Origin of the sequence: Bacillus tequilensis (assembly GCF_012225885.1) — a bacterium.
GTDB lineage: Bacteria > Bacillota > Bacilli > Bacillales > Bacillaceae > Bacillus > Bacillus tequilensis.
The window spans coordinates 2069046-2093103 of record NZ_CP048852.1 but is presented as its reverse complement, the minus strand read 5'-3'; the positions used below and the strand labels follow the sequence as shown (position 1 = coordinate 2093103).

The window sequence follows — 24058 nt, the reverse complement described above, 5'->3', positions numbered from 1 at the left end:
GGTTCAGATCTTGGAGTTCAATAATCATCCGTCACACCATAAAAAAGACCCCCTCACAACTGTGAAGGGGCCTTTTTTAATACTCGCATACTTTATCTTCGCACTCAGGCTTCTCGGTTGCATCCACAGTAAATACTCCAACTTCATCATTTGCCTTATCGTATATTCCCCAAATTTTTTTGTCTTTGTTTTCGTTTAAATAGCCATTAATTGAAATACCACCCATTGGATTTATTTCATAATCATTGGTGTATTCAATTGACTGGATATCTTTATAGTTTGTTTCAATAAAATCATTCATTCTTTTTTTAGCCAAAGAATACAATTCTTCTTTTTTTGCTTCTTGCGTTTCGATTTTTCTGTCATGTTGTTCTTTCATGTAAAGTCCTGCAAGTGTTATGAGAGCCAGAGTAGTAAGTATAATTATGGCTTTCTTCATTAAATCATCCTTAAACGCTTTAGCATTTTTAGTATCGTTTTGTCTTCCTTTTAAGAAGGAGATAACATAGCTGCATATTCATGGTTTTCTGGCTCAGTGATTTGAAGCGACTTATAAAAGTGAAAAAATGCTTTATCAAGTTCTACCATTTGATTATAACATAATCCAATATTAAACAGTGCTGAACGTATCAAATGCCCACGATTCTTCTCATTTTTATTCAGTTCTTCTGCTTCTTGATAAGCTTTATATGCTCTTTTTAACGCCTCATCAAACTTCATGATATCCAGTAAATTCCCAAATATGACGAATTGGCAACATACTTTTTGTACCCCGTATGTAGAGTTTCCATGAACAACAGGTTGCTTTTTAAAAATATTATAGGCTCTTATGGCATAATTCATTGAAAAATAAGTCTGTTTCATGTGGTAATACACTTCTGACAATTTAAAATAAAATTCAGCTTTTTCAACTTCAATATCTTCGCTATCGATTGAGTCCAAATATTTCTCCGCTTGTCTATAGTGGCTAAGGGAGAACGTTAAGTCTTTTTGTCTAAAATAGAACATGCCCATGAAAAAATAATAGTAATATTCGAGCATTCCTGTTAAGTTTTTATGACCTTCATATTCTTTTAACTCACCATATTTTTTCTCAATGTTCTTTATGACGTTAGGATACATATACGACAGCATTAATTTATGCCTAAATTCGAGTAGGGAGTAGTTTAGCAAGACATCTTGATTCTCTTCCATATTCTTTATTTCTTGCATAACTTCTTTTCGCATTTTTCTGCTCTACCGACCCAATTCTTTTTAATTGCCACATACCAATGATTCATTTTTGTCGCTACTAAGTCATAGGGGATGACTTTTTCCGTTTTCAAGTTTCAAACTCCTTGATCTCGACTGACTAACCTTATATGCAATATAAGATATGGCAAAGTAATGGTTATTACTCAGCGGTAACAGAAGAGAAGGAATTAGGGAAAGCATTTGATTTCATACATAAGAGACTACAAGGCAAAGAGTTAAAACTCTTTACCATGAGGTGTTTTCCTTAACCGGTTCGCAATTAACTTCATTAAATTTACTGCAATAGACACCAAAGCAATAATCAAAGCGATTTCAAGTAAGATGATAAGTCCGATATTTAAGTTAAGCCTATCAAAGTAATCACCGGTAAAGGAAATGAGTTGATAAATACCTAGCATTAGAGCTATAAAGATTGCTCCTAAAACAATTAGAGACTTTTTAGAAAAATCTTTAGCATGTTCAAAATGATAAATGATTAAGAATACAAATAGACAAGCCATAGCAATCTCATGAGTCAACGAATCACTTGCTGAAAATTCTTGCACAATTAAGGAAGTGATTATTCCGATCATTCCGATTATTTTATTCAAGACACCACCTGCTTTGCATTTTTCTAGGTGTCAGCTTACCAATTAAAAGAGAATTTCTCAAGACGATGTACTTTAAAGTTAACTTAAAATCGTGAATTTATTTAAACCCCAAGGAGTTGAGTTAATGAGTACATATGTAGTCGACAACAGTAAATATAAATGCATTTATGCGGGAACTAACAAAGAAGCTGCTTTTGACAATGATTTTGAAGATGGAACAAGAGTAAGAGTTTGGTTCGAAGGCCATCACATAAAAACATTTGAGAAAGAATAAAAGGAAGTCTGTGGAGCGGAAGAATGGATCCTGAAGTATGATGCTGCTACTGAATTGCAAAAGGAAGTAGATCGTTTGGAAAAGACATACTTCAAGAAGAAAGAGTTGTTAGATACTATTAGACAAGCTGTACAAGTCTAGATAAAAGATAGTTTTTAACTAAACATATAAGGATGGATCGTTATCGGTAAAAGTACACGTATCGATAACGATCGCAGAAGGGGATGTTAATCTCTATAGCGGCGTCTTTTCTGAAATAATCTGGATAATTATTCTGCTTTGATCTGAATTTAAATACAAACCAAATTGCAAGAGCAAACATATAAACCAGGACTTTATCAAAAGTCCAGTTTGTGAAAAGATCCAGAAAAAAATTCATTAGTTTCCACCTCCGAGACAAAAATGTCCTATCTCTCTTAGATGGCATGTGTATGACACGCCTCTATATATAAAAGAGTGAATCCAATATGAAAATCAAAAAAGAATTGAAAAAAACATAAAAAAATATAAAGGGTGCAGTAAATGAGGGAAACTAAAGCGAACGCAAATGTAAAGATTCACGTACTGGCTGACGAAACACTTAGCGGCATCAAGCTCGAATACGTAGAGGTCGATCGTAAAACGAAGGTTGGCGAGAAGATCATTATTGTTGATAAAAATGATCCAGATGATGAGTACGAGAAAGGAGCTAATTTAATATGGATTTTCAATTTTCAAAATTGTAAGGTTAACTTATCTACCCGGAGGTGATGTTATGTATATAGGAAATGGCCATTACTGTTATTCAAATTCAACTGCAATGTTTCTTTCATCAATAGGAGAAAATGTATCTCCTCAACTTGTAGAAATATTAACTGGTGTTGGGTTAGGTGCCATGATAGAAAATGAAAAAAACCTTTATTTTAGTATGAGAGATCCTGATGATGGTATCAATTATGCTTTAAACATCCTTGGATTTACTGCAGAAGAACATCAGCAAGCTAGTGACTTAGATGACCCATTTCCGTTATTAAAACAGCAAATCAAACAAAACCCTGTCATTCTAGGCCCTTTAGATATGGGGGAGCTAACATACCATCCGAATCATAAAAATTTAAATGGTTCTGACCATTTTGTTCTAGGTTACCAAATGGATAATGAAAATATTTATGTGCAAGATCCAGCTGGCTTTCCATTTGTTCCATTATCACTGGACCAATTTAAGAAGGCTTGGATGGCGGAAAGGATTCCGTATAGGAAAGGGATCAATAAATATTGGTCTACAGCAAAAAAGGTTGTCACATTAGACAATAACGAAATATACGAGAGAGCAATTGATTATTTTAAGAGAACTTATCGGAAATTCGAAAAAGTGGATATAGGGTTAATTGGAAGGGAAGCAATTTGTTTTTATGCTGATCAATTATTAAATGCCCCTATTACAGCTGATACTATAGGGCATACAACATTCTTCCTTTTCCAATTAAGTGCAAGAAGGGCCAACGATTATGCAATGTATTTTAAAGATAGGCATTCACATTTATCAGTGTTGAAGACTGAACAGGCTAAGGTGTTTGGGATGTGTCATTCTATGTCTGTAAATAAAGATTGGAAAGGTATATCGGAGAAGTTAATGAAGCTAGCCGATTTAGAGGATAATTTTAGATTGGAACTTTTAAAAGTCGGCTATTAATTATAGAGATTTCCACTTTAACAAACGGGGCGTTTATTAAATAAAGGTCTCAATACATATTATAAATATCAACTATGTATGAGCCCTTATTTTAATTTTAGCCTTGAGAATTTGAGCTCAGTGATATAGTTCTCGTCGCCACGATAGCAATCCAAACTAGTGGGTACCAAGATGCATGTACTTCTGCAGTATTCACATTAAACTCTTCCCCAGTTTTCGAATCAGTTACAGTTGCAATGAAATCTCCATCATCATTTATATCTTGTAAATCAACATTAAATTTGCCATTAAAAACTTCTGCAGAAACAACCATACTACTCGTGTCTAAATCTAGTTCTAATTCACCATCGACAGATAGATCATCTATTTCAATATTTGTTTGGATTATTGCTTCATTACCAGTAATCTCGCTTTCTAATTCGACATTACTGTCATCATTTGATTCCCCAAAAATCTCTTTTGTTTCTGAATCAATTTGGTCATTATCAAGTATTTCTGTTGGTGTTCCATTAGTATTGATTAATTCTTCTTCATTGATGTTTGTTTGATTTGTTGTTGCAGAAACAAACTCTGTTCCTACGCTATAAAATACAAATACTGCGAGTAAAAAGCTAATAAGATATTTAATTTATTTCTCCCTTTTATTGTGAGTGTAATTGTATTAAACCATAATTACATCTTCATGTAAGTAAAGAGTGTAAGCCAATGAAACGATGAATAAAAAATACGAAGTATAAGAAATTGCTTTTGAAGAGATTGTTTTATGTCTTTGGAATGTATAGATAAGTGCAAAACCTAGGAAGAAAAGTGTTACAAACCAAGAAGTGTATTGTGGAAAGATAGCAACCAGCAAAACCATGATTGTTGAAAAAACAAATGAAGAGTAATGAGTAACTTTATGTTCATTATTCAAAGAAATCACCTCTACAGATTTTTACCCAATTCAGTGTGTATTAAAACAAAAAGGAGATTGGAAACATGCCAAACATTATTTCTAAAGAACAGGATGAAGCGATTAAATACTTTAGAAACAAATTAAATTTATCAGACAAAGATTTATACATACCATTAATTAATTTCGAACTACTTAGAGACAAAAACGAACAATATGCAAACATTCTTTATGAGCTGTATAAAAATGATCCTTATTTGTTTATTAGGGCTTTAAAGGAAGGTTATGATGGTTAATCAACCTATTGAATTTGATGAGGCCATTGTACATTTCTTTAATGGTGAAGAACTAGCTATTGTACATAAAACAACCGGCAGAAGATACAATGTAAATGTGAAAATGAAGCAGCTGCCTGATGGCTTTACATTGCAAACAATGGATATGTGGTTGTGGAGTGAGATTGTATAATTATAGCAAACTACTTACCTATATAATGAAAATATGATAGAATATAGAAGAACTTTATAATTGAGGAGATGTTTTTGTGGAATTTAAAGTTGGACAAGACGTGTCAGAAATTTGGAATATTCATGGATCGATTCTTCCGGAAGTTTTAATGTATATGTTCCCCAATTCAGACGAAACTGATGATTGGGAATTTGTAAATGATAACGGGAGACATATGTTTACTGCATGGAGAAAAAGTGAACCTATTCCTACAGTAGAGGAAATTGAAAAAGCAGCAATTGAGCTTGAAGAGAAGAATAATGCACCTAAGCCAAAAACTCTCGAAGAAAGAGTTGCTGAATTAGAAAAACAAGTAGCTTACTTAACAAGTAAGGTTGAAGGCACAAACTAACAAAGAGTCCCTTATTGGGGCTTTTTATTTTAAATAAAACAACAATTTTAATCAGAATGGAGAGAGTGAAAAATGACTGAACAAGCATTTATTGGTGTAATAAATGTGATCGAGTAATTCAGTTTAATAGAGATAAAGATTATGAAATACATAATGAAGCCCTAAAATTTAAAGAAGAAACAATTGTAGTAGAGGTTAAGAAACCTATTTGTCCAAATTGTAAAGCAGAAGTATATTATGAAGAGTACGCTAATGAAGTCATGCAAAAAGCTGTAGACCTCTGGTTGCATAATTAAGGTAAGATGAACGAAAGAAGGCAATATTTTTTTGTTCTAAATACTTTGATAAGGAGAAATAATTATGAAGCAATTTCGATTTAAGGGTACAGTGGTGTTATTAGATAATGAATTGTGGTGTCTAAAAGATGAAAATGGCGTAATTCAAGATGCAGGTGAGTTATTAACCGGAATAGATATATTGATGGAAAACAATGTACCAGGCAGCTTTGAACCCATTGTTGGTGATGAAGTTGAAGTCATTGTTAAAAGAAAATAGAGTTGAATTTTCATATTAATCAATAAAACATGTATTTTAGTCTAAAGAAAGAGATGTAAACAATGGTAAATATCTTAACTAATATCTTGAAAAGTGACAGATCGGATGAATATCCATTATTTCAAAAGTTCTGCTCCCTCAAAGAAAAAGGGTTACGTAAGGAATCCTTTAAAGAATTATCTTCCTTTATTGATGAAGCAAAGACGTGGGATAATAATGCACAACAGAAGTTTGCTTGTTGGCTATTTGCTTTATTTGAAACTTCAGATGATATTCACCATGTACTCGTTCATCCTTTGGAAGAGAAACTTTTAAAGCCTTTACTTGAGGGATGGATGAAGAGTAATCCGGAAGATTCAAGACCATATAGGTGGTATGGCGTGTTTTTGAATACTGAGAAACGTGTCGATTACTTACAAAATGCGCTTAGACTTGGTGGCGGCAAGGAACAATTATCCTTATTAACGCTAATCGATATTAATTTGAACGCCCTTTGGTATTCATTTCATCATATATCTGAAGATTTGTATCTTGGCGATATTAAAGAAGATACAGCACTTATTATTAAGTCACTGCAGTTAAACAACAAGGTAGAATGTCAACAAACAAGAAATAATAATAACGAAGCACTTAACTATTATCAAGACCTGTTGAATGACTGGGTGTTGTTTACAGGAAAACAATCAAAGGGATTTATTGAATGGTGTAAAAATAAGGGTAGAAATTATCATTGGGTCAAATCCTATTATTACGAAAAACATTGAGCTCAGCTAGTGAAGCTCGTTATGAGTCGAAAAGAATCCTGATTGTGGGGACGTAAAAATCAAAGGCAAATATGGGTTTGGCCCATGATGAGCCTGAAGATTATCCATTTTAAGCTACTTTAGGGTCAAGGCAAATTGAAAGCCTTGGCCATTACTAAAAAATTAATGATCATTTTAAATGATCAAGACTGAGGTGAGAACACTGATTAAATCGAATTTAAAGCTCATAATAGACGAAAGAAAGATGCAGCTATCCAGAGATGTTGTTCATGAATATCCGACTGTCAGAAAGCTTTATCATGACGAAATGGAGCGGTATCAAAGAGATCTGTTAGATAAAGTCTGTACATACCTAAACATTGAGTTGCAGGAATTGCTGATATTCGAAAAAGGTCATAATCATATCGATCACTCAGGATGAAAATGATATACTAAAGTTACAATAATAGGAAGTAATTACAAGTTTTCTAGGTCTGCATAAAATCGTATTTTTATTGAAATGGAGAAATACATGGAGATTAATAGAGGAAATGTAAAGCTGATTAGGTCCCATAATAATGGTTTTAATACAACTCCTTATAACTCATCAACCTTTTGTCACTCACTCCCGTGGTCTAATGCTGTTATTTCTCAATTATAGCCCTCAAGAAGCAATTTTCTAAGATTATCTGCTGGCTTGTGATTATTTTTTTGGTATTCTTAATCAAAAAGCTGCCGTTTATACTTACGCAATAAGAAGGAAGGTAAATTAGGGTAAATTAGAAGCCATCTTATTTTTTGGGGAAACTTGTGTTCTAAAAGCAGGAGATGCGAAACATGAGCGAAAGGAGGACAACACTGTGTGGAAAGCTCTAATACAGTTACTCAAGAATCAGAAAAATCAAAGTCCAATCGATGATGGTTATATACAGATTCCAGAAAAGGATTTTAATTTAGAATTAAAACAAATGATATTTGAGCTGGAGAGTCTGGGGGAAGCAGTGTCTGAAAAGCTGCAAAATAAGTATATAGATGTTTTTGAAGCTCAGGGTAAACCAAATCTTAGCATCAAAGTTTGTAGAGACATAGATGGAGATGTAATAAATGATTTAACAGCTGAGAGATGTTTGGAAAAAGAATACCGTTCACAAATAACAATGAATTATGATCAATTTGCAAAAGCCTATGATAAAGATATAGACTGTTGCACAATGGATTTGTGGTATTACTACGGTGGCTTTATAGGGAGCGGTTGTGGAACATTATTCGATTTAAATAATAATGACTTAGAAAAAGAAATTGAAGAGACGCTACTTTTTATACTCAATGATAAACAATCCGATAATTAAAAAAGAAAGCCACAATAGTTGTCATGGATCCCTGCCCATTTTAGATTGATAATAAGCAGGGCGGGAGTTAGGAACACCATTCGGATATGTCTTTCTTAACTCTGTACAATTTTGAAATGTTTCAGTTTCTCCGATGACGCTTCATTTTCACTTGCAGCAGAACGGTCATTCATACCTTAGAAGTTGCCGGCTGCGTTGCACTCGCATGTGATTCTATCATTTTAAAGATTGTGTTAAAATTTCACATAATCCATTGTTAAAAGGGAAGTTATTATGCTGGGGAGTAAAATTGAAAAATCAAATGAAAACTTAATTATTAATTAGCAACTATCCAAAATTGAAATCCCAATCAAAGACATTAACGATGTGCTCCTTGACCCAAACTATGGCGGAGAGGAAAAAAGCGCAGTAAGGATTGGATTTCCTTATGGCTCTACCACAGGGTAGTGATTAAAACAGCTAATACCAAATATATTTTGTTCACTACTAATGCTGCTTCAATTATGAGTAAAATTGTTAATACTTAAACATTAAAGATCATTTGCCATGTGTTTCGTGATAATAAAAAGCATTTATATATGGGGTGATTTATTTGACTAACTTTGTTCATAAGACAGTCAACGGTTTAAAAAGTCTCTTAGATGAAAAAGGGGCCATTAAATTATTTTGTTCTGAAGGATATATCATGGAGTTCCTTGTTACATTTTCAGAGGACAAAGCAACCCTAAATGACCTCCAAAGCTTTGAGGCTAAACACCAGCTTACCCTTCCAAAGGATTATCAGAAGTTCATGACACTACATAATGGTGCGAAAATTTTTCAAATTCTTTCTGATGGGGAGAATATAGGTGGAGGACTTTATTTATTTAGCCTTGAAGAGATTGAAGAGGAACTAAAATATGAGGCTTTATTTGAAGGTATTAATGGCATCCCAATTGGTCATTTATTAGAAGGTTGTCATTTGATGATCGACAAAGATAAATTGGATAAAGGTGATCCCAACTATCTGTTTATATTACAATTAGGAGAGTATACACCATTAAATTTAAACTTTGAGATATTTCTAGATCGGTATATAGAATCCAATGGGGCGACTTTTTGGGAATGGCGCTACTATACCGCAGAAAATTATTATAGAACACGATCGCACGATGTATAAGGCAGTCACTTTTCGGCTGCCTTTTTCTGTTATTCAAGCAAATGGTTGTGGTAAAATTCAACAATCGGTTTTAATCCGATTGTTTTGTTGCTTCATAAGGAGGAAAAAATGAAAAGACTAAAGGCCCTTTTTATTCTGATGTGTAATCTTATAGTCACATGCTCTTGTGATTTACAACCGACAGGGAATAAGACAGAAAGGAACAACAATAAAACTGAATTAAAAAATATAAGTAAAAGGAGATTTTATTGTTGGATTTTCACACACATTAGACAGAGGTTCTGAGTTAGCAATATATAAAGATGATGGATCAGTAGAGGATAGCATTATGTTAAAGGACGGAATTAATCTTAAATTTTATTAATTTTAAATTCTTACACAAAAAATTTTGATTTAGTAGAAGCAGCTCAGAGCCATCAGAAGGCTGCTGATGCATTGTGGATAATAAGAGAGGAATATGTATCTTTACTAACAGATTTTGAATTACTTGATTCATCAGTAATAAGAGAAAGAAGAGACGAATTACAAAAAAGGACTGCTGAAATATATACACATTCACCAAAAACAGATACGAAAAGCTACAAGGCAGCTCAAAAGGCACTTAAAACAGATGAAGAGCAAACTTTTTCAGATAAAGAAATAGATGTAATGCTACCAAATTCAATTAGAAGAGAAAATAGAAAAATTACTAATTGATTAACAATAGTTTTAAGGGATGGCTTAGTTACATGAACGTTTTAAAACCCTTCTCTATGAGAAGGGCTAAACATTAAACATTAAACTTGGCCGGTTGAATATAAGTAATATTCCTTTTAGCCTCATGGAACTCTTTGTCATTCGAGGATGAAAAGCCACTAAAAATTGCTAATCCAACGACAACTGACAAGGTGGCTAATGCAAGTTTAAATTTCATATAAACACTCTCCTCTTTGTATTTGGATTCGGGCATCCACCATAACGTCAAAAAAGGTGGTTGAGTTTTCAAATTGCCCTATCTCCTTACAATAATTAGCCGTGTCGAGTGCTAATTCCTCTAAATCTGGATACATTACATTATCTTTTAGTACAGAAAAAGTTCGAAAAACTGTGCGTTTATCTATAGAGTCGATATATAAAGCCTTTAAGTAATTAAACTCAGCAACCAAGACATCATCGTTAATGGCTTGTGCTTTCTCGATTCCTTTTTTATAAATAATAAAGGCTTTTTCAATATCCTTCATTTTGAAGTAAATTTGTGTCAGTGTAAATAACGGATGAGGGAGAAGATCACTTTTATCGTTTTCGTACAATGAAACTGCTTGTTCAATATATTCAGCAGCTTTGTCATACTCTTTCATTTTATAATAACAGTTCCCTAAATTATATAATGATGCCCCAATTAGCTTGTGCTTGTTTATAGCTTTCGAGTCTTTTAATGCTCTTTGAAGATGTGGAACTGCTTTTTCATGACTTTACAAATCATCAAAGTTCCCAGCTACAACAAAAGCACATTGAATTCGACGAACAGTATAAGTTTTTTGGTCTTTATAAATATTAAGCGCAGCTTCAGCATAGTGCATTGATACATGGGTTTGTTTCATGTGATAATACACTTCAGCCATTTTGAAATAAAACTCAGCACGTTCAATTTCGTCTGTTACTAGAGCGAGCTTTTTCAGCAATTTTATATGACCTTATTGCTTTTATATATTCCTTTTGTGATTTTTGGATGTCATTCACTTATGAGTAAATGATATTACCTTAAAATCGCTAAAATGCATGGAATTGGATATATAATATGTGTTATGGTTCTATTGAAAGGAGGGACATATTATAAAATGCCTACAACAGGTTTAATCAACATAGAAGGCTCTATTATCAATTAAAAAAGGAGCTTTTACTATGGGAAAATTTAAAAAATCACTCTTTTCTATTTTAGGTTTCGTGTTAATTCTGTCATCTTTCACATTTGCCACTGAAAGTAAAACAGCAAGTGCGAGCGAAAAGAATGAGATCAATTCAATTCAGGAATATCAAGATTTGCTTTTAGTTACCCTTAAAATCTCTAATCCTCAAGATGAAGAACAATTAGAAAATGCAGTAGATCAATTCAATTCTAAAAACGAATTCACTGAAAATGCTTTGACAAAATATTATGTTGAAACTAACAGCAAAACAATACTACCCAATGTTGACAACACAAAAAAAGAACTTGATATGGATAAGTACATCCAATCAAACGTTGATATAGGTCAATTCACCACACACAAACTTAATGAAAACATCTCCGTTACATTCACAAATACTCCAGTTTACTTCATTGAGTCAACCACCGAAGAAGACACACCGCCAACTTCATCTGATGTAGAAATCGCAGCAGCAAAATACAAAAACACAAAAACATACACACATAGCTATACTGCCAAAAACTTTTTAAATATGAAGCTTTTCACTGTTAAGACAAAGGGATATTTCCAATATAATGGTACCGATGTTAAACCGAAGCTAAATGATGCATGGTATACGAGAGGCTTCTTATCCATCTGGCAAGTTTCTAACTGGCAAAAGAGCACATATAAAAAAGGATCTAATTACGCTGAGGTATACGGAAGAGGAAATTTCCACTTTGGTCTCGAAATTAATGGTTATGGCTTGGTAGTCCAAGATCAATATATCAAAGTTTATTTAACAGGCAATAAAAAAGGAACAGTTTATAAGAAAACAAGCGTAAAATAAACAAAGGAGGTGATATTTTATGAAACAGTTTTTTCTTTCTAAATCCTTCACAGTGTCTTTTCTGTTTTTCGCTTTGTTTTTTGGGTTCCAATTAAACACTGATGGATTACAAGCCATTTCAATTTTGAATTTGTTGTTGGTCAGCTTGATATGTTCATCGGTGTTCACCTTTGTCATACGATTATTCAAAAGTAAAAGGCCCATAGCGAATTAGCAACCAAAGAAAGGGGGATGCATTAAACGTTCCTCTTTCTTATTTTATGTCTGGAGATAATTTTTTTAGAGATTTTAAAAGAAGTTTTAAATTTAATGGATTGAAATCTTGACCAGACAAGGGGAATTCTTTTCTTATGAATTAAATATACTCGGTCATGGGAAAGTCTCTGCAAGAGTTGTGACAGTTACTGAGGAATATAGAAGTCATTATGATTTAAGTGACGGTATGATAGTAATAGAGTACATTGATGAATTTTCTTATTGTCTTGATAAAACAAAATGGAAAACGGCGAATGTCCAGTAATTGTTTGGGCAAATGAAGCTGGTTATGGAGACACATTTGCAGATGATTTTTTTCAGTTTTTCATGGAAGAGCTTGAAGAAGCAAAAGAAAACTGGGATGAGGATTTGGAAGATTAAAACGCAAGAAAGTCTTTATTGAATGAGATGATGACTTACTAAACGGTTAAGGCAAAGTATGGAGATAACTGGAGGAGAGGTTAAAATGGCAGTTACTTATTGGACAGGGGAAAATCTTACACTACGAGCAATTCAACCTGAAGATATCGTTATATTTGATTCATTAGATGATGAAATTCTGCGAAATATGGATTCGCTTCATTTTCCTCGTTCGGCTAATAGCATGAGAGAATGGGTAGAAGAACAATTAGAAAAAGATGAATTCCGTTTTATTGCAGTTGATAGAGATAATAATATTGTAGGTATGATTGAAACCTTTGATTGTGATAGGAAAAATGGAACCTTTGATTACTATTTGGCTGTATTTGAGCCATATAGGGGGAAAGGGTATGCCAAAGAAATGATCCTGATGGTTCTTCGCTTCTTCTTTTTGGAACTTGCTTATCAAAAAGTAAATACAACTGTTTATTCTTTTAACAATCCATCCATGCGATTGCATGAAAAATTAGGTTTCATGAAAGAGGGACAACTAAGAAATATCATTTTCACTAAAGGAGCCTATTATGATGGTATTTGCTTTGGGATGACAAGAGAAGAATTTGAACGGAATCATGGATAATATCACTTGTGCACCGATAAAGTACTGCGTTCCGATATGGGGGATGAGTAAGATCCCCTTGAGTGAGCAAACTTAATATGCAGGAAATATTGTTTATACATAAATGCCCTTATCGTTAAAAACTCTCAATAAATTAACAACGGGAAAGAAACTTGCGAAATGCAGGTTCTTTTTTTGTATTCTGTTGTTAAATCATTCGAGTGATTGTCGATATTTAACATGTGTATAAATGGAAAAGGTGCTACATCATAAAAAGCTCTGAGAGGATTGTGATGATCGGTGGTAAATGTAAACTCAAGTGATCTTATTTATGATCCAAAATTCTTAGCATTTTGCAGCTTGGCTACAGAAGGGTATGGAGGAAATAACTCAGCGCCAAGTAGATCTATAGGTTTTACTGAATTCTGTGAAAAACTTGAGAAAAATGAAGTAGTTAAACCTGAGAACAAAAAAAGCTCACTTGACCTAAATAAGTCTTTAGATTATTGGAAATCAAGATTTAATCCAGGAGGCAATCTTTCTGCGTTAGATTCGCAGGTATTAGATATTATCAAAAAAGCTTACAACTTAGGCATGGTTAACAAAGATAATATGCTGTTGCGAAATGAAGCAATTAACGCTTATAAAAATTCAATCTAAATTAAATTGATAAAACCCCTTTATCCAAAAACGGAAAGGGGCTTTATCAATTGTGTGGACCTATCATCAAGGGTTAATCTAAAATCAAAAAGTCTTGTACTTTTGTTGTTTCTTCAGGTAAATTGAATTCCTTAAGTTTCTTTTTAGTACGTATATCAAAAATCCCCATATAACCTCCAATACCTTTTTTGTTTTCCTCTTGCGAAATTACATAAAGTTTTTGATCTTTAAATTGTGCATTCATATATGGAAATTTCAAATCGTATATTTCAAAAGAAAAATCTTTATTAATCTCAAGTAAACCTGTGTTACCAGACTTATTTATATATGTAACGTAAAATTTTCCGCTTATTTTGTCATAATGCACAGCGTCTGCTTGCTCAAGATCATCAGGGTATTTTAGGAATTTTGATTTCCATGAGCCTTTTTCAATTACGGTCAGTTCATGGTCTGAGCTTGCTACAATATCATTGTCAGAGTGATCAAATAAATCTGCATAGGAGGCTAATCCTAGGTTTTTAATAATCTCCTCTGTTTTTCTATCAATAACATAAATAGACATGCTTTGAATTACATAAATGTATTTACCATCGTTTGCACCCATTGTCACTAGAGAGGGTAATGTTAAGCTATATTTTTTGTTAAACTGTTTATCCTTAATTTTCAACTCATTCCCATTAGTGTCGACATTATAGGCTTTTACAGAAACATTCTTTCCTTCATACCAAAAAGCGAATGGATTAGATAATCTATGTTCCTTAATTTTGTTGTTATTTAATGTATAATAGTATGGTTCGTGTTCTGCTAATAAGACAATATCGTTTGAAGAATCGGCTTTTTTCTGGATATAAGGTATATCTGGAACGTTAAAATATCGTTTGTTGAATTTTTCTCCTTGTGACGTGGATATCAGTGCACTTTTCTTGATGAGTGGATTTGAATAGATAAAGAAGATTTTATCCTCGATTGGGTCAATTTTAGAAGCATTTACAGATTGCTCACCTTTATTAATAAAGAAAATATTGATTAGCAATACCGCAGCGATACCAATTAGAATACCCGAACCTCCATATAAAAGATAAGACTTTTTCATACGACTCTCCTTTCTTATAGAGAATAAAAAGACATTTGCAGAAAAAATCTGCAAGTAAGTAAAAATATTTTAGTAGCTAACAGTTTTTGATGAAAGATCATTATCACAGTAGCAATTTATTTATACATTTGCAGGTATTCCGCTTCACAGAGCATGATGACTGGTGGATACAAATCATAAAAAATAACCCCCTTCAAAATATGGAGGGGGATAGAAAAACGTATTAAGAAGTATGACCTCTACTACCTGCAACTTCATACGAATGGCCATCAGTATAACCAATACTGGCTGTATGTCCTCTGCGTGCTTCTTGGACATCTTTTTGCGTGTTAGTTAAATAAATGCTAACAAATCCAATTAAAACAATGGCTAAAATAAAGACTGACGCATGCTTAAGTTTCATAAAGACAATCCCCTCTCTGAATTTGTTTACGGGCATAAAGCACTTTCTCATAAAAAGTAACAGCCACTTTATGGTCTTCTATTTCATCATAATACTTCGCCGCATCTGATGCTAAATCCTCCACATCGGATAACATTGACTTAAACTCTAAATAATTTAGAATCGAATGTAATTTTTCTTTGTCGTTATCTACATATAAGACATGAATGAATTCAAACATTTTTGCCATCATCTCATCGTTTAAAGTGTTGGACAAAGACAAACCATGTGCACACCAAGGAATTCCTTCTGATTCATTCCTCATTTTGAATGTGGTTTTTGTCAACATCAGTAAGATGTCTAATAAACGATTTGAGTGCTCATACCCATTATTCTGGTATACTCTTATTCCCTCCTTAAAGTACTCAGCTGCCTCTTCATAATTTTCCTCAGCAAATGAACATAAGCCAAGATTGTACAGAGATGATCCGATTAATCGTCCCATATCGATTTCTCTGGCCTTGTCTAGAGCATCCTTAAAATGAGGGATCGCTTTTTCAGGGCAGTCCATATCTAAATAGTTTAGACCGATAACAAACGAGCATTGAATTACTCTTACAGTGTAGTTTTCATGTGCTTTATAACTATCGATTGCTTGAACAATGTGATGCATCGACATATGTGTTTGCCTCATATGATAATAAATTTCTGCAACTTTGTAGTGGAATTCTGCGCGTTCAATTTCATCTGCAACAAGTGATAATTTTCTCTCTGCTTGCTTATAGAAGCTTATGGCCTTAAGATATTCGTATTGTTCAAATTCATGCATTCCGCGGAAAAAGTTAAAATAATATTCAAGAATCCCTTTCAAATCAGTTTGGCTGCTTTCGATCTTTTCTAATAAGTCAGAAATTTTAGGGCGCTCTTCACTCAAGGACTTAGGTTCAAGGTAATCCAGCATTAACTCATGGCGAAAACACATGAGAGAATAGTACAGCAATAAATCTTGATCTTCTTTCATATGCCTAATTTCTTTCTCAACCTCAGCTTTCAATAGTTCTGAATCTGGGACACTAAATAATCTTATGTATTTATACCACTCATTTATTTTCACTCCGACTTTAGAAGAAGAGATCATTTGCTCCAACACAAGCCCTCCTATATTAAATATCAAAATATGTAATATTTTATCATATTTAAGGGAATAAGGAAGATTAATGTTTTCTTAAAAAATACCCTCCTCAATTAAGAGAAGGAAAGGGGTTTTATCGCGGTGAACTATAATCCATTGCTTGTTCGCTATCAAAAATGAGTTGTTGGGACGATACCCCTTGCTGTTAAAAAGGTTAGAAGTGCATTAAAGTTCTCTGTCAAATTGTCAATCTTGTCTTTAATAATAAAGGTGGAGCATCCATTGTTTTTTCAGTATAAGGAGTCTTTTATTTTAGACGAATTTTAGAAGGAATTAGAGAAAGTTGATATCGCAATTGATTGCCTACATAAGAGACCACATAGAAAGGGGTTGTTGGCATAAGGTAAATAATTAAAACTCTTTACTGTGAGGGGTTTTCCTTAACCGATTCGCAATAAACTTCATTAAATTTACCGCAATAGATACCAAAACAATGATCAAAGCGATCTCAAGTAAGATGATAAGTCTCATATTTAAGTTTAGCTTGTCAAAGTAATCACCGATCAAGGAAATGAGTTGATAAATCCCTAGCATTAGAGCTGTAAAGATTGCTCCTAAAACAATTAGAGATTTTTTAGAAAAATCTTTAGCATATTCAAAATGATAAATGATTAAGGATACAAAAAGACAAGCCATAGCAATCTCATGAGTCAACGAATCATTCGCTGAAAATTCTTGCACAATTAAGGAAGTAATGATTCCGATCATTCCGATTATTTGATTCAAGACACCACCTGCTTTGCATTTTTCTAGGTGTCAGCTTACCAATTACAGAGGAATTTCTCAAGATGATACACTTTAATGTTAACTTAAAATAGTGAATTTATCAGGGAGCGGAGGTAATGAAAACCTATGTATCAACTAAGAAACGGATGACTTAACTTCTGAATCAGGAAAAGAGATAATCTATGTGGTCACTAATAAAATGCTTTCAGCTGAATTAGTGAAGATCCAAGCATCAGGATTTAAAACATATAGCAGAGCCTATACGGAATGGCGATTGGCTTTAAATAAATTAGGAATCGCCAAGAAAGAAGTTGAGAACTACAGAAGAAAACTAAAAAATCACAAGACCTTGTAGAAATGCTGGAGAGAGATGAATAAGTCAAAAATAGATCTTCATTTCACCTTTATTAATGAAAAACAGCTTGTCGTACGCATGCCATATAAAATTTCAAACTTTACTTGTTTCATAGAGTGGAAGAAGGAATTTTTGGTGTGCCGGTCATCAGAACTTCGATGTAATCATAAGTGATTATTTACAGCAAATTATGTGAATGTTAATTAATTTCATAAGGGGAATCGGCTTTCTTGAGCACGATTCTCTCTGAATTTTTTTCTTTAGCCAAGTCAAAGTAGAGCTAGTCCGTTGCTATGAATTTCTTCGATTACAAAGGCATAAGGATGATTCAGTTCAAGTGAGCCCAAAACTATCTTACCGCCAGTCAGTTGAGTTGACTGGTCGTCTTTGAAGATAACATCAACGACACAGTAAACGATCTTATGAGCTGATTTTTTGGACATGAAACGTCCATGACAGCTTCAAGGTCAGGAGCACCATCTGGGGCAGCTACAATGACTTTACTATCTGTAGTATATATAAAATGGTTCGAATGGGGTATTACTCCTTCAGAATTAGAAACAAGCATTCTGATTCTATGAAAAAAGGATCAGACTATAGCAGGACAACACCACTTATCATATGATCTTTAGGTATTTGTAATTAAATTACAAATATTATTAATGTCCACTCACAGATTCGTGATAATATATTGAAGGGAACGATCAAAAGCTTTGGTCATTAGTCATTAAGAATGTAAGAATGTTTTACATGTATACGAGTGCTACCTCATGTCAAAGTCAGAAAAAATATTATAGGAGGTAACATATGTTTAAGTTTAAAAAGAACTTTTTAGTTGGATTAACGGCAGCTTTAATGAGTATTAGCTTGTTTTCGACAACCGCTTCTGCAGCTGGCACAGACTACTGGCAAAATTGGACTGATGGGGGCGGAATCGTAAACGCCGTCAATGGGTCTGGCGGGAATTACAGTGTTAATTGGTCTAATACCGGAAATTTTGTTGTTGGTAAAGGTTGGACTACAGGTTCGCCTTTTAGGACAATAAACTATAATGCCGGAGTTTGGGCGCCGAATGGCAATGGATATTTGACATTATATGGCTGGACGAGATCACCTCTCATCGAATATTATGTAGTGGATTCATGGGGCACTTACAGACCTACCGGAGCGTATAAAGGTACTGTAAAAAGTGATGGAGGTACATATGACATCTATACAACGACACGTTATAACGCACCTTCCATTGATGGCGATAACACTACTTTTACGCAATACTGGAGTGTCCGTCAGACAAAGAGACCAACTGGAAGCAACGCTACAATCACTTTCAGCAATCATGTTAACGCATGGAAGAGCCATGGAATGAATCTGGGCAGTAATTGGGCTTATCAAGTCTTAGCGACAGAGGGATATCAAAGTAGCGGAAGTTCTAACGTAACAGTGTGGTAACAGATCATCTGTAATCATGGGTAGCTAACGGGCTGCTGATCGTTCCTTGAGCCATTTTATAATCATTAGTAATGATTAAAGGCCATTTCAACTGGGCAAACGGCCTTGGCTTTGCTGGAGATAGGGTATCCCTATCAGGTTTTATAACTTTCCGTATGAGATTAACGGAGTAGTAATGAGAATGCTAGCAATTTATTGTTTAATAGCGATATTTTTTGTCAGCAGCGCTTGCTCACAACAGACACCTTCACATAATCCTTCTTCTTAAAAACTTAGTACCCCATTTACTTTACTCGTTTGGTTCTGGGTTTCACTATTTCTAGAGCGATAGACTTGAGCAAGCTAGAGCCGCACTTGTTGCAGCTCCAACAAAGCATTTTGAGAATAAGAAAACATATTCCTTTAATTACCAATCCCTATTATAATTGAGGAAAGGGGGAGTATTGATGAAAAGGTTAATCGTATTGACTTTAGTTTGCTTTGGTTTACTCTCAGGTTTTAATGTTCAAGTTGCCGGCGCCAAGATTACTACTGAATCCACGAAAGTAAGCTTCACTATGACCGAACAATCCACGGAGTTTTCAATGTCTGATGATAATAATTGGCAATATTACCCCACTGAGCTGTGGTACAAGTTCACTATATTCAATGCAGAGGGCTGCACTCTAAAAATGACAATATACAGAATAACACTCTCTGGCTGGGAATTTCCACGAAGTGTAAAAGAATTCACAGGAAACCATTTTGATTTTTCTGCAACAGATCGAGCAGAAGGAGATCCATATAGAAATCATTCGTTAGTGATTGAAAAAAATCCTGGATGTGGAGACGTAAAAATCAAAGGCAAATATGGGATTGACCACGACGAGCCTGATGATTATCCTTTTTAAGTTTTTAAAAAAGCCAAGGTTATTTGTAGACCTTGGCCCTTTTATAGATGTTAAGTAATCAAAAGTAACCAGAGGTAACAACACTGATTAAAGCAAATGTAACACCCATATTGGCACAAACTGAGGAAATTCTACATAGCTGTTATACAATTTAATGAACCGGGGGATGGAAATCCGCTAAGCTATAAAAGTAGCTTTTTCGGCAAAAAGAACAGCTGAGAAAATAATGATTTATTTGATTGCACTTTAAACGGCATCATCACTGCCATTTGTTTGCTCAATATACCTTTTTGAATCATTCTTCTTATGAACGAGCTTAATTGCTTTCTTCTTCAGTTCTTCGTCACACCTTTCTTCATCAGACAATTTAATTCACCTCTTAGCCTCAATACTTTAGCTGCAGATTCCAGTCAAATCTTAATCTTTCTGATAATTATCATTGTTTTTTATTTGAATTATTCCGCGAAAAAAGAGCCTTAATCTGGTTCTAACGAGAGAATTCTTCCGCCTCTTGTCCTGTCGAAATTTCTTTTATTGATTTTACAGCTACTTGTCTATAAATTTATGTAAGGGTTTTCAAAAGTGAATAACTGTGCTAAATTGTAACATGAGGATTAATTTCCCAGAGGTTCTGAAAGGGGTGTATGTTTGTGAAGGCAGTAGTAGCAGCGAAAGGCAAAAGTATAGCGATCGTACAAAAAGAATTGCGTCCTTTGCAACATGGTGAAGCCAAAGTGAAGATGGAATACTGTGGTGTATGTCATACTGACTTACATGTTAAAAACGCTGATTTTGGTGATGTTACAGGTATCACTTTAGGGCATGAAGGAATAGGCATTGTAACCGAGCTTGGTAAAGGTGTAACAAATCTGCAAAAGGGAGACCGCGTTTCTATTGCGTGGATGTTTGAAAGCTGCGCTCGCTGTGAATATTGCTTAACAGGCCGTGAAACACTGTGCCGTGATGTGAAAAATGCTGGTTATACAGTCGATGGAGCAATGGCTGAAGAAGCAATCGTAAAGGCTGATTATGCAGTGAAAGTGCCTGAAAATTTAGATCCAGCAGCAGCAAGCAGTATTACTTGTGCAGGTGTAACAACTTATAAAGCAGTAAAAGTCAGTGAAATTAAGCCTGGTCAATGGATCGGTGTATTTGGTGTCGGCGGTTTGGGCAACTTGGCTGTACAATATGCTAAAAATGTATTTAACGCGAAAGTTATAGCTTTCGATATTAGTAATGAAAAATTAGATTTTGCTAAGAGCTTAGGCGCTGATATCATTGTAAACAGTTTACATGAAGACCCTGTAGCCAAGGCTAAGGAAGTGACAAACGATTTAGGTCTTGATGCTACGGTCATTACCGCTGTTGCTAAAACCCCTTTTAACCAAGCAATTGATGTTGTAAAAGCTGGTGCGCGTGTAGTTGCTGTTGGTTTACCGATAGACAAGATGGACTTAGAAATTCCTCGCCTTGTGCTAGATGGAATTCAAGTTGTAGGATCTTTAGTAGGTACGAGAGAAGACCTGAAGGAAGCTTTCCGATTTGCTGCAGACGGTCAGGTTGTACCTAAAGTGACAAAGCGCCCAATCCAAGATGTTAATGATATTTTTGAAGAAATGGAGCAAGGCAAAGTTACCGGCCGTATGGTTATAGATTTTACTGAGTAATAGATAAAGAATAAGAGTCAAATCAATATCGGCAGCCTTTGAGCTAAAAGTTAAAGAGCTCTTTAAAGGCCTCTTCGTGACTTTATTTTTTGCTTCAAGGACTCCTCACAAGATCTCAAGCAGGATCTAAGCTAAACGATTGACTTCATACGCGGCACGGATTGCTGATTCGATCGCGCCTTCCATCCACGCGTGAGTGAGTGAGACATGTTCTCCAGCGAAATGAATTCTTCCCTCGGGGACAGGGATATAGGGATTCAGCTCTAATTCCTGTCCGGGTTCTAAAGCAGTAAAGGCACCCGCCGAATAAGGGTTTTGACTCCAACTAAAAGAAGCGCCGGACACAAATTCAGACCATACAATATCGCCATATATTTCAGATAAATTCAGTAAGGTATACTGGATACGCTCTCCTTCTGAAAGACTATCCCACTTCAATGCCTCGTCCGCCCATGTATAACTCGCCAAAACAACAGCATGTCCATCTGCTCCAATATCAGTGCTTGGATAATACGAAAATCGAATCGGAAGATCAGTAATAGATTTGCCGCCGCGCTGCCCGGTTTTTTCCCAAAATCGGCTTTTAAACTCTATGCCGGTTTTTGTTGCGCTCATATAGTTTAGTTCGCGGATTGCCCTCCTTTTATAGGAGGAAAAAGAATGGTATGGTTCGATTTTTACAAATCGCAATGTTGAAAAAGGAATGGTTACAATAGCCAGATCAGCTGTGAACGTTTCATGCGCTGCTGTTTGTTGATGCTGACAATGAATCGTTACATTGTGCTCATTTTGAGAAATTTTCATCATTTTTTGATGGTATAGCATATTCGTTTTTAATTGAGGAAGAAATGCATGAGGAAGCCGATCCATGCCGCCTGTTATCTCATAAAAGTGAGAGGGTGATATATAATAGCCAGATTCCCGTAACACTTCAACAAGCGACATACCCATATATGCTTCCATATCAAGGAGTGTACCAATCATGTCGATCGCACCGTATGAAAAGAACGTGTTTAAAAAAGAGCTTAACGAATTATTCTTGTATTGTTTTTCAACAATTCGCCAATTTTTTGCAGGATCTTGATTAATAAATTGTAATATGGGCTGCAATACAGAAAGCATTAGCTCTTCAGCCGATTTCCCTTGTTCGTTCGGTGCAACGGGGTACCCTAGTACCTGAGGATTTCGTTCGAAAATGTGGAGACGTGTTTTGATTCCATTCGTATAAATGATGTCCATCGGGGTTCTGTTGATAAATACATTTGTCGGCAGCCTGAACTGTTTTATATATTCCAAAGTAAGCAAATGGTTATTCGGTATGCGCATCGGACCAACATTAAAATACAACCCGTCGCTAAAGGGAGACCTCAAAGTGCAGACACGGCCGCCTGCTCTGCCGCTCGCTTCGAGAATCGTTACCCTATGACCGGCACTCTTTAGCAAAGATGCTGATACAAGCCCGGCCAATCCAGCTCCAACAATCATAATGTGCTTTGGACGATGTATTCGGTGAAGGCCATTCCTAATGATCTTCAGCATGTCATCATTCATGAGAGAATTCACTTGTGTGAGGCACCTCTTTTTTGAATTTATTGCATTATATTCAGTGAAAAGGGCAGCTATCACGATCTCTTCACATCTTTTGGAATTTTACTCACTTTACAAGAACAATAGTGGGGTGATGGAAACGACTAACTTTGTTTATAAGAGTGTAAGGGTTTGAAGAATCTCTAAAAAAAGGCGCTGTTCAATTGTTTTGTTCTGAAGGGGATATCGTGGATTGCTTTGTTACTTTTTCTCCGGACAAAGCAGCCTTTACCGAAATTCATAACTTTGAGCTTGGAAATTTTTGAGCTAGATTCTTTAAGATGATGAAAATATCAGTGAATGACTTCATTTATTCAACCTTGAAGAGATTGAAGCAGAATTGAAATGCGAGGACTTGTTTGAAGGCAACAACAGCATCCCGATTGGCGACTTACTGGAAGAATGACAGACAGGGGAAAAGTGGATCAAGTGACCATAATTGATCTCTTTATATTAGAAAGCGGCATAGAATATAAACCACTAAACCTAAACTTTGAGAAAGTTTTAGGCCGATATATATACTGGCCTATGAAAGAGCCTTTTTGGGATTGGCGTTATACACCAGAAGATGATCACAGAACACGATAGCTTATGTATAAGAAGTTAGATTTGGCAGTCTTTTTATTTTTCCAAATCAATGATTAGTGAAGTTTACATAGAGTGAGCTTGGAAGGAAAATGATATGAAGGATTCCTATATCTAAACCATTCTGAGTCTAAAGGTCGGGACATAAAGAACCCAATCTTAGAAATCCTTAGGTG

General features: G+C 34.8%; 27 protein-coding genes and 8 pseudogenes. 19 read left to right on the top strand and 16 right to left on the bottom strand.

Annotation, left to right across the window (positions count from 1 at the left end; genetic code table 11):
* Window positions 1-76: 76 nt before the first annotated feature.
* From G4P54_RS10980 to G4P54_RS10970, 3 genes are all read right to left on the bottom strand, one after another.
* Complete coding sequence (locus G4P54_RS10980) at window positions 77-439, bottom strand: DUF1433 domain-containing protein (RefSeq protein ID WP_167873868.1); 363 nt, start codon at window positions 437-439, stop codon at window positions 77-79.
* Window positions 440-489: 50 nt separating this feature from the next.
* Entirely contained in the window at window positions 490-1227 is a 738-nt protein-coding gene (locus G4P54_RS10975; protein WP_240939662.1) for a response regulator aspartate phosphatase, read from the bottom strand.
* Between the two features lie 242 nt (window positions 1228-1469).
* A complete protein-coding gene (locus G4P54_RS10970; RefSeq protein WP_167872673.1) occupies window positions 1470-1844 on the bottom strand; it encodes a YoqO family protein in 375 nt (124 codons plus the stop codon).
* A 124-nt stretch (window positions 1845-1968) separates the two neighbouring features.
* On the opposite strand from G4P54_RS10970, the pseudogene G4P54_RS10965 reads away from it, so the two are divergent.
* Window positions 1969-2259 (top strand): annotated as a pseudogene (locus G4P54_RS10965) (hypothetical protein).
* A 14-nt stretch (window positions 2260-2273) separates the two neighbouring features.
* Here the strand turns inward: G4P54_RS10965 and G4P54_RS10960 are convergent.
* A pseudogene (locus tag G4P54_RS10960) lies at window positions 2274-2497 on the bottom strand (hypothetical protein).
* Between the two features lie 143 nt (window positions 2498-2640).
* On the opposite strand from G4P54_RS10960, the pseudogene G4P54_RS10955 reads away from it, so the two are divergent.
* Window positions 2641-2808 (top strand): annotated as a pseudogene (locus G4P54_RS10955) (hypothetical protein); the annotation flags it as partial.
* 64 nt (window positions 2809-2872) lie between these two features.
* A complete protein-coding gene (locus G4P54_RS10950; RefSeq protein ID WP_167872671.1) occupies window positions 2873-3790 on the top strand; it encodes a cysteine peptidase family C39 domain-containing protein in 918 nt (305 codons plus the stop codon).
* Between the two features lie 130 nt (window positions 3791-3920).
* Here G4P54_RS10950 and G4P54_RS21350 read toward each other — a convergent pair.
* Together G4P54_RS21350 and G4P54_RS21345 are read right to left on the bottom strand one after the other, a co-directional pair.
* Window positions 3921-4418: pseudogene (locus G4P54_RS21350) on the bottom strand (SAR2788 family putative toxin); the annotation flags it as partial.
* A gap of 33 nt (window positions 4419-4451) precedes the next feature.
* Window positions 4452-4703, bottom strand: coding sequence for a hypothetical protein (locus tag G4P54_RS21345; RefSeq protein ID WP_240939661.1), 252 nt, complete (start codon window positions 4701-4703; stop codon window positions 4452-4454).
* Window positions 4704-4768: 65 nt separating this feature from the next.
* Here G4P54_RS21345 and G4P54_RS21130 point away from each other — a divergent pair.
* From G4P54_RS21130 to G4P54_RS10895, 9 genes and pseudogenes are all read left to right on the top strand, one after another.
* Window positions 4769-5150: pseudogene (locus tag G4P54_RS21130) on the top strand (hypothetical protein).
* A gap of 76 nt (window positions 5151-5226) precedes the next feature.
* The gene (locus G4P54_RS10935) at window positions 5227-5541 is read left to right on the top strand and encodes an XkdW family protein (protein WP_167872668.1); all 315 of its coding nucleotides are present in this window, start codon (window positions 5227-5229) and stop codon (window positions 5539-5541) included.
* Between the two features lie 360 nt (window positions 5542-5901).
* Window positions 5902-6096 (top strand): hypothetical protein, encoded by a 195-nt coding sequence (locus G4P54_RS10930; protein ID WP_167872667.1) that lies wholly within the window; start codon window positions 5902-5904, stop codon window positions 6094-6096.
* A gap of 62 nt (window positions 6097-6158) precedes the next feature.
* On the top strand, window positions 6159-6860 hold the full coding sequence (locus G4P54_RS10925; protein WP_167872666.1) for a hypothetical protein: 702 nt from the start codon (window positions 6159-6161) through the stop codon (window positions 6858-6860).
* A gap of 202 nt (window positions 6861-7062) precedes the next feature.
* Window positions 7063-7281 carry a helix-turn-helix domain-containing protein gene (locus G4P54_RS10920; protein ID WP_167873867.1) on the top strand — a complete coding sequence of 73 codons (219 nt, stop codon included), beginning with the start codon at window positions 7063-7065 and terminating at the stop codon, window positions 7279-7281.
* A gap of 418 nt (window positions 7282-7699) precedes the next feature.
* Window positions 7700-8188, top strand: coding sequence for a hypothetical protein (locus tag G4P54_RS21650; protein WP_167872665.1), 489 nt, complete (start codon window positions 7700-7702; stop codon window positions 8186-8188).
* 273 nt (window positions 8189-8461) lie between these two features.
* Window positions 8462-8715: pseudogene (locus G4P54_RS10905) on the top strand (SunI/YnzG family protein).
* Between the two features lie 65 nt (window positions 8716-8780).
* Window positions 8781-9347 (top strand): SMI1/KNR4 family protein, encoded by a 567-nt coding sequence (locus G4P54_RS10900; RefSeq protein WP_167872664.1) that lies wholly within the window; start codon window positions 8781-8783, stop codon window positions 9345-9347.
* 354 nt (window positions 9348-9701) lie between these two features.
* Window positions 9702-10043 (top strand): SLATT domain-containing protein, encoded by a 342-nt coding sequence (locus G4P54_RS10895; RefSeq protein WP_167873865.1) that lies wholly within the window; start codon window positions 9702-9704, stop codon window positions 10041-10043.
* 73 nt (window positions 10044-10116) lie between these two features.
* Here G4P54_RS10895 and G4P54_RS10890 read toward each other — a convergent pair whose 3' ends face one another.
* From G4P54_RS10890 to G4P54_RS21320, 4 genes and pseudogenes are all read right to left on the bottom strand, one after another.
* Window positions 10117-10260, bottom strand: coding sequence for a hypothetical protein (locus G4P54_RS10890; protein WP_167872663.1), 144 nt, complete (start codon window positions 10258-10260; stop codon window positions 10117-10119).
* Window positions 10250-10684: a tetratricopeptide repeat protein gene (locus G4P54_RS21330; protein WP_240939660.1), complete on the bottom strand. Its 435-nt coding sequence runs from the start codon at window positions 10682-10684 to the stop codon at window positions 10250-10252. Before G4P54_RS21330 ends, G4P54_RS10890 begins: the two co-directional genes overlap by 11 nt.
* Before the next feature lie 3 nt (window positions 10685-10687).
* Window positions 10688-10744: pseudogene (locus tag G4P54_RS21325) on the bottom strand (hypothetical protein); the annotation flags it as partial.
* 54 nt (window positions 10745-10798) lie between these two features.
* Entirely contained in the window at window positions 10799-11008 is a 210-nt protein-coding gene (locus G4P54_RS21320) for a hypothetical protein (protein ID WP_240939658.1), read from the bottom strand.
* Between the two features lie 220 nt (window positions 11009-11228).
* On the opposite strand from G4P54_RS21320, the gene G4P54_RS10880 reads away from it, so the two are divergent.
* The 4 genes from G4P54_RS10880 to G4P54_RS10865 all read left to right on the top strand — a co-directional run bounded on the left by G4P54_RS10880 (window position 11229) and on the right by G4P54_RS10865 (window position 13956).
* Window positions 11229-12062, top strand: a complete 834-nt coding sequence (locus G4P54_RS10880) for a hypothetical protein (RefSeq protein ID WP_167872662.1) — start codon at window positions 11229-11231, stop codon at window positions 12060-12062.
* A 495-nt stretch (window positions 12063-12557) separates the two neighbouring features.
* A complete protein-coding gene (locus G4P54_RS21310; protein ID WP_240939656.1) occupies window positions 12558-12698 on the top strand; it encodes a hypothetical protein in 141 nt (46 codons plus the stop codon).
* A gap of 85 nt (window positions 12699-12783) precedes the next feature.
* Window positions 12784-13317 carry a GNAT family N-acetyltransferase gene (locus G4P54_RS10870; RefSeq protein ID WP_024715412.1) on the top strand — a complete coding sequence of 178 codons (534 nt, stop codon included), beginning with the start codon at window positions 12784-12786 and terminating at the stop codon, window positions 13315-13317.
* A 279-nt stretch (window positions 13318-13596) separates the two neighbouring features.
* Window positions 13597-13956 (top strand): hypothetical protein, encoded by a 360-nt coding sequence (locus G4P54_RS10865; RefSeq protein WP_024715413.1) that lies wholly within the window; start codon window positions 13597-13599, stop codon window positions 13954-13956.
* A 73-nt stretch (window positions 13957-14029) separates the two neighbouring features.
* On the opposite strand, the gene G4P54_RS10860 is transcribed toward G4P54_RS10865, so the two are convergent.
* The 5 genes and pseudogenes from G4P54_RS10860 to G4P54_RS21575 all read right to left on the bottom strand — a co-directional run.
* The gene (locus G4P54_RS10860; RefSeq protein WP_167872661.1) at window positions 14030-15049 is read right to left on the bottom strand and encodes a hypothetical protein; all 1020 of its coding nucleotides are present in this window, start codon (window positions 15047-15049) and stop codon (window positions 14030-14032) included.
* Window positions 15050-15272: 223 nt separating this feature from the next.
* A complete protein-coding gene (locus G4P54_RS10855; RefSeq protein ID WP_024715415.1) occupies window positions 15273-15452 on the bottom strand; it encodes a hypothetical protein in 180 nt (59 codons plus the stop codon).
* Window positions 15442-16578, bottom strand: a complete 1137-nt coding sequence (locus G4P54_RS10850) for a response regulator aspartate phosphatase (RefSeq protein ID WP_024715416.1) — start codon at window positions 16576-16578, stop codon at window positions 15442-15444. Before G4P54_RS10850 ends, G4P54_RS10855 begins: the two co-directional genes overlap by 11 nt.
* A gap of 396 nt (window positions 16579-16974) precedes the next feature.
* Complete coding sequence (locus G4P54_RS10845; protein ID WP_167872660.1) at window positions 16975-17349, bottom strand: YoqO family protein; 375 nt, start codon at window positions 17347-17349, stop codon at window positions 16975-16977.
* 536 nt (window positions 17350-17885) lie between these two features.
* A pseudogene (locus G4P54_RS21575) lies at window positions 17886-18212 on the bottom strand (ATP-dependent DNA ligase); the annotation flags it as partial.
* A 299-nt stretch (window positions 18213-18511) separates the two neighbouring features.
* Between G4P54_RS21575 and xynA the strand changes: the two are divergent.
* From xynA to adhP, 3 genes are all read left to right on the top strand, one after another.
* Window positions 18512-19153, top strand: coding sequence for an endo-1,4-beta-xylanase XynA (gene xynA, locus G4P54_RS10840; protein ID WP_024715418.1), 642 nt, complete (start codon window positions 18512-18514; stop codon window positions 19151-19153).
* Window positions 19154-19599: 446 nt separating this feature from the next.
* Entirely contained in the window at window positions 19600-20043 is a 444-nt protein-coding gene (locus G4P54_RS10835) for a hypothetical protein (RefSeq protein ID WP_024715419.1), read from the top strand.
* 650 nt (window positions 20044-20693) lie between these two features.
* Entirely contained in the window at window positions 20694-21710 is a 1017-nt protein-coding gene (adhP, locus tag G4P54_RS10830; protein ID WP_167872659.1) for an alcohol dehydrogenase AdhP, read from the top strand.
* Between the two features lie 126 nt (window positions 21711-21836).
* On the opposite strand, the gene G4P54_RS10825 is transcribed toward adhP, so the two are convergent.
* The gene (locus G4P54_RS10825; RefSeq protein ID WP_167872658.1) at window positions 21837-23273 is read right to left on the bottom strand and encodes a flavin monoamine oxidase family protein; all 1437 of its coding nucleotides are present in this window, start codon (window positions 23271-23273) and stop codon (window positions 21837-21839) included.
* Window positions 23274-24058: the final 785 nt, after the last annotated feature.

Bases quoted from the DNA above. Each gene is read 5' to 3' on its own strand.
- G4P54_RS10890 (WP_167872663.1), bottom strand. From the start codon at position 10,260: ATGAAATTTAAACTTGCATTAGCCACCTTGTCAGTTGTCGTTGGATTA.
- G4P54_RS10950 (WP_167872671.1), top strand. From the start codon at position 2,873: ATGTATATAGGAAATGGCCATTACTGTTATTCAAATTCAACTGCAATG.
- G4P54_RS10980 (WP_167873868.1), bottom strand. From the start codon at position 439: ATGAAGAAAGCCATAATTATACTTACTACTCTGGCTCTCATAACACTT.
- G4P54_RS21330 (WP_240939660.1), bottom strand. From the start codon at position 10,684: ATGAAAGAGTATGACAAAGCTGCTGAATATATTGAACAAGCAGTTTCA.
- G4P54_RS10880 (WP_167872662.1), top strand. From the start codon at position 11,229: ATGGGAAAATTTAAAAAATCACTCTTTTCTATTTTAGGTTTCGTGTTA.
- G4P54_RS10860 (WP_167872661.1), bottom strand. From the start codon at position 15,049: ATGAAAAAGTCTTATCTTTTATATGGAGGTTCGGGTATTCTAATTGGT.
- G4P54_RS21310 (WP_240939656.1), top strand. From the start codon at position 12,558: ATGGAAAACGGCGAATGTCCAGTAATTGTTTGGGCAAATGAAGCTGGT.
- G4P54_RS10870 (WP_024715412.1), top strand. From the start codon at position 12,784: ATGGCAGTTACTTATTGGACAGGGGAAAATCTTACACTACGAGCAATT.
- xynA (WP_024715418.1), top strand. From the start codon at position 18,512: ATGTTTAAGTTTAAAAAGAACTTTTTAGTTGGATTAACGGCAGCTTTA.
- G4P54_RS10855 (WP_024715415.1), bottom strand. From the start codon at position 15,452: ATGAAACTTAAGCATGCGTCAGTCTTTATTTTAGCCATTGTTTTAATT.
- G4P54_RS10930 (WP_167872667.1), top strand. From the start codon at position 5,902: ATGAAGCAATTTCGATTTAAGGGTACAGTGGTGTTATTAGATAATGAA.
- G4P54_RS10975 (WP_240939662.1), bottom strand. From the start codon at position 1,227: ATGCGAAAAGAAGTTATGCAAGAAATAAAGAATATGGAAGAGAATCAA.
- G4P54_RS10835 (WP_024715419.1), top strand. From the start codon at position 19,600: ATGAAAAGGTTAATCGTATTGACTTTAGTTTGCTTTGGTTTACTCTCA.
- G4P54_RS10925 (WP_167872666.1), top strand. From the start codon at position 6,159: ATGGTAAATATCTTAACTAATATCTTGAAAAGTGACAGATCGGATGAA.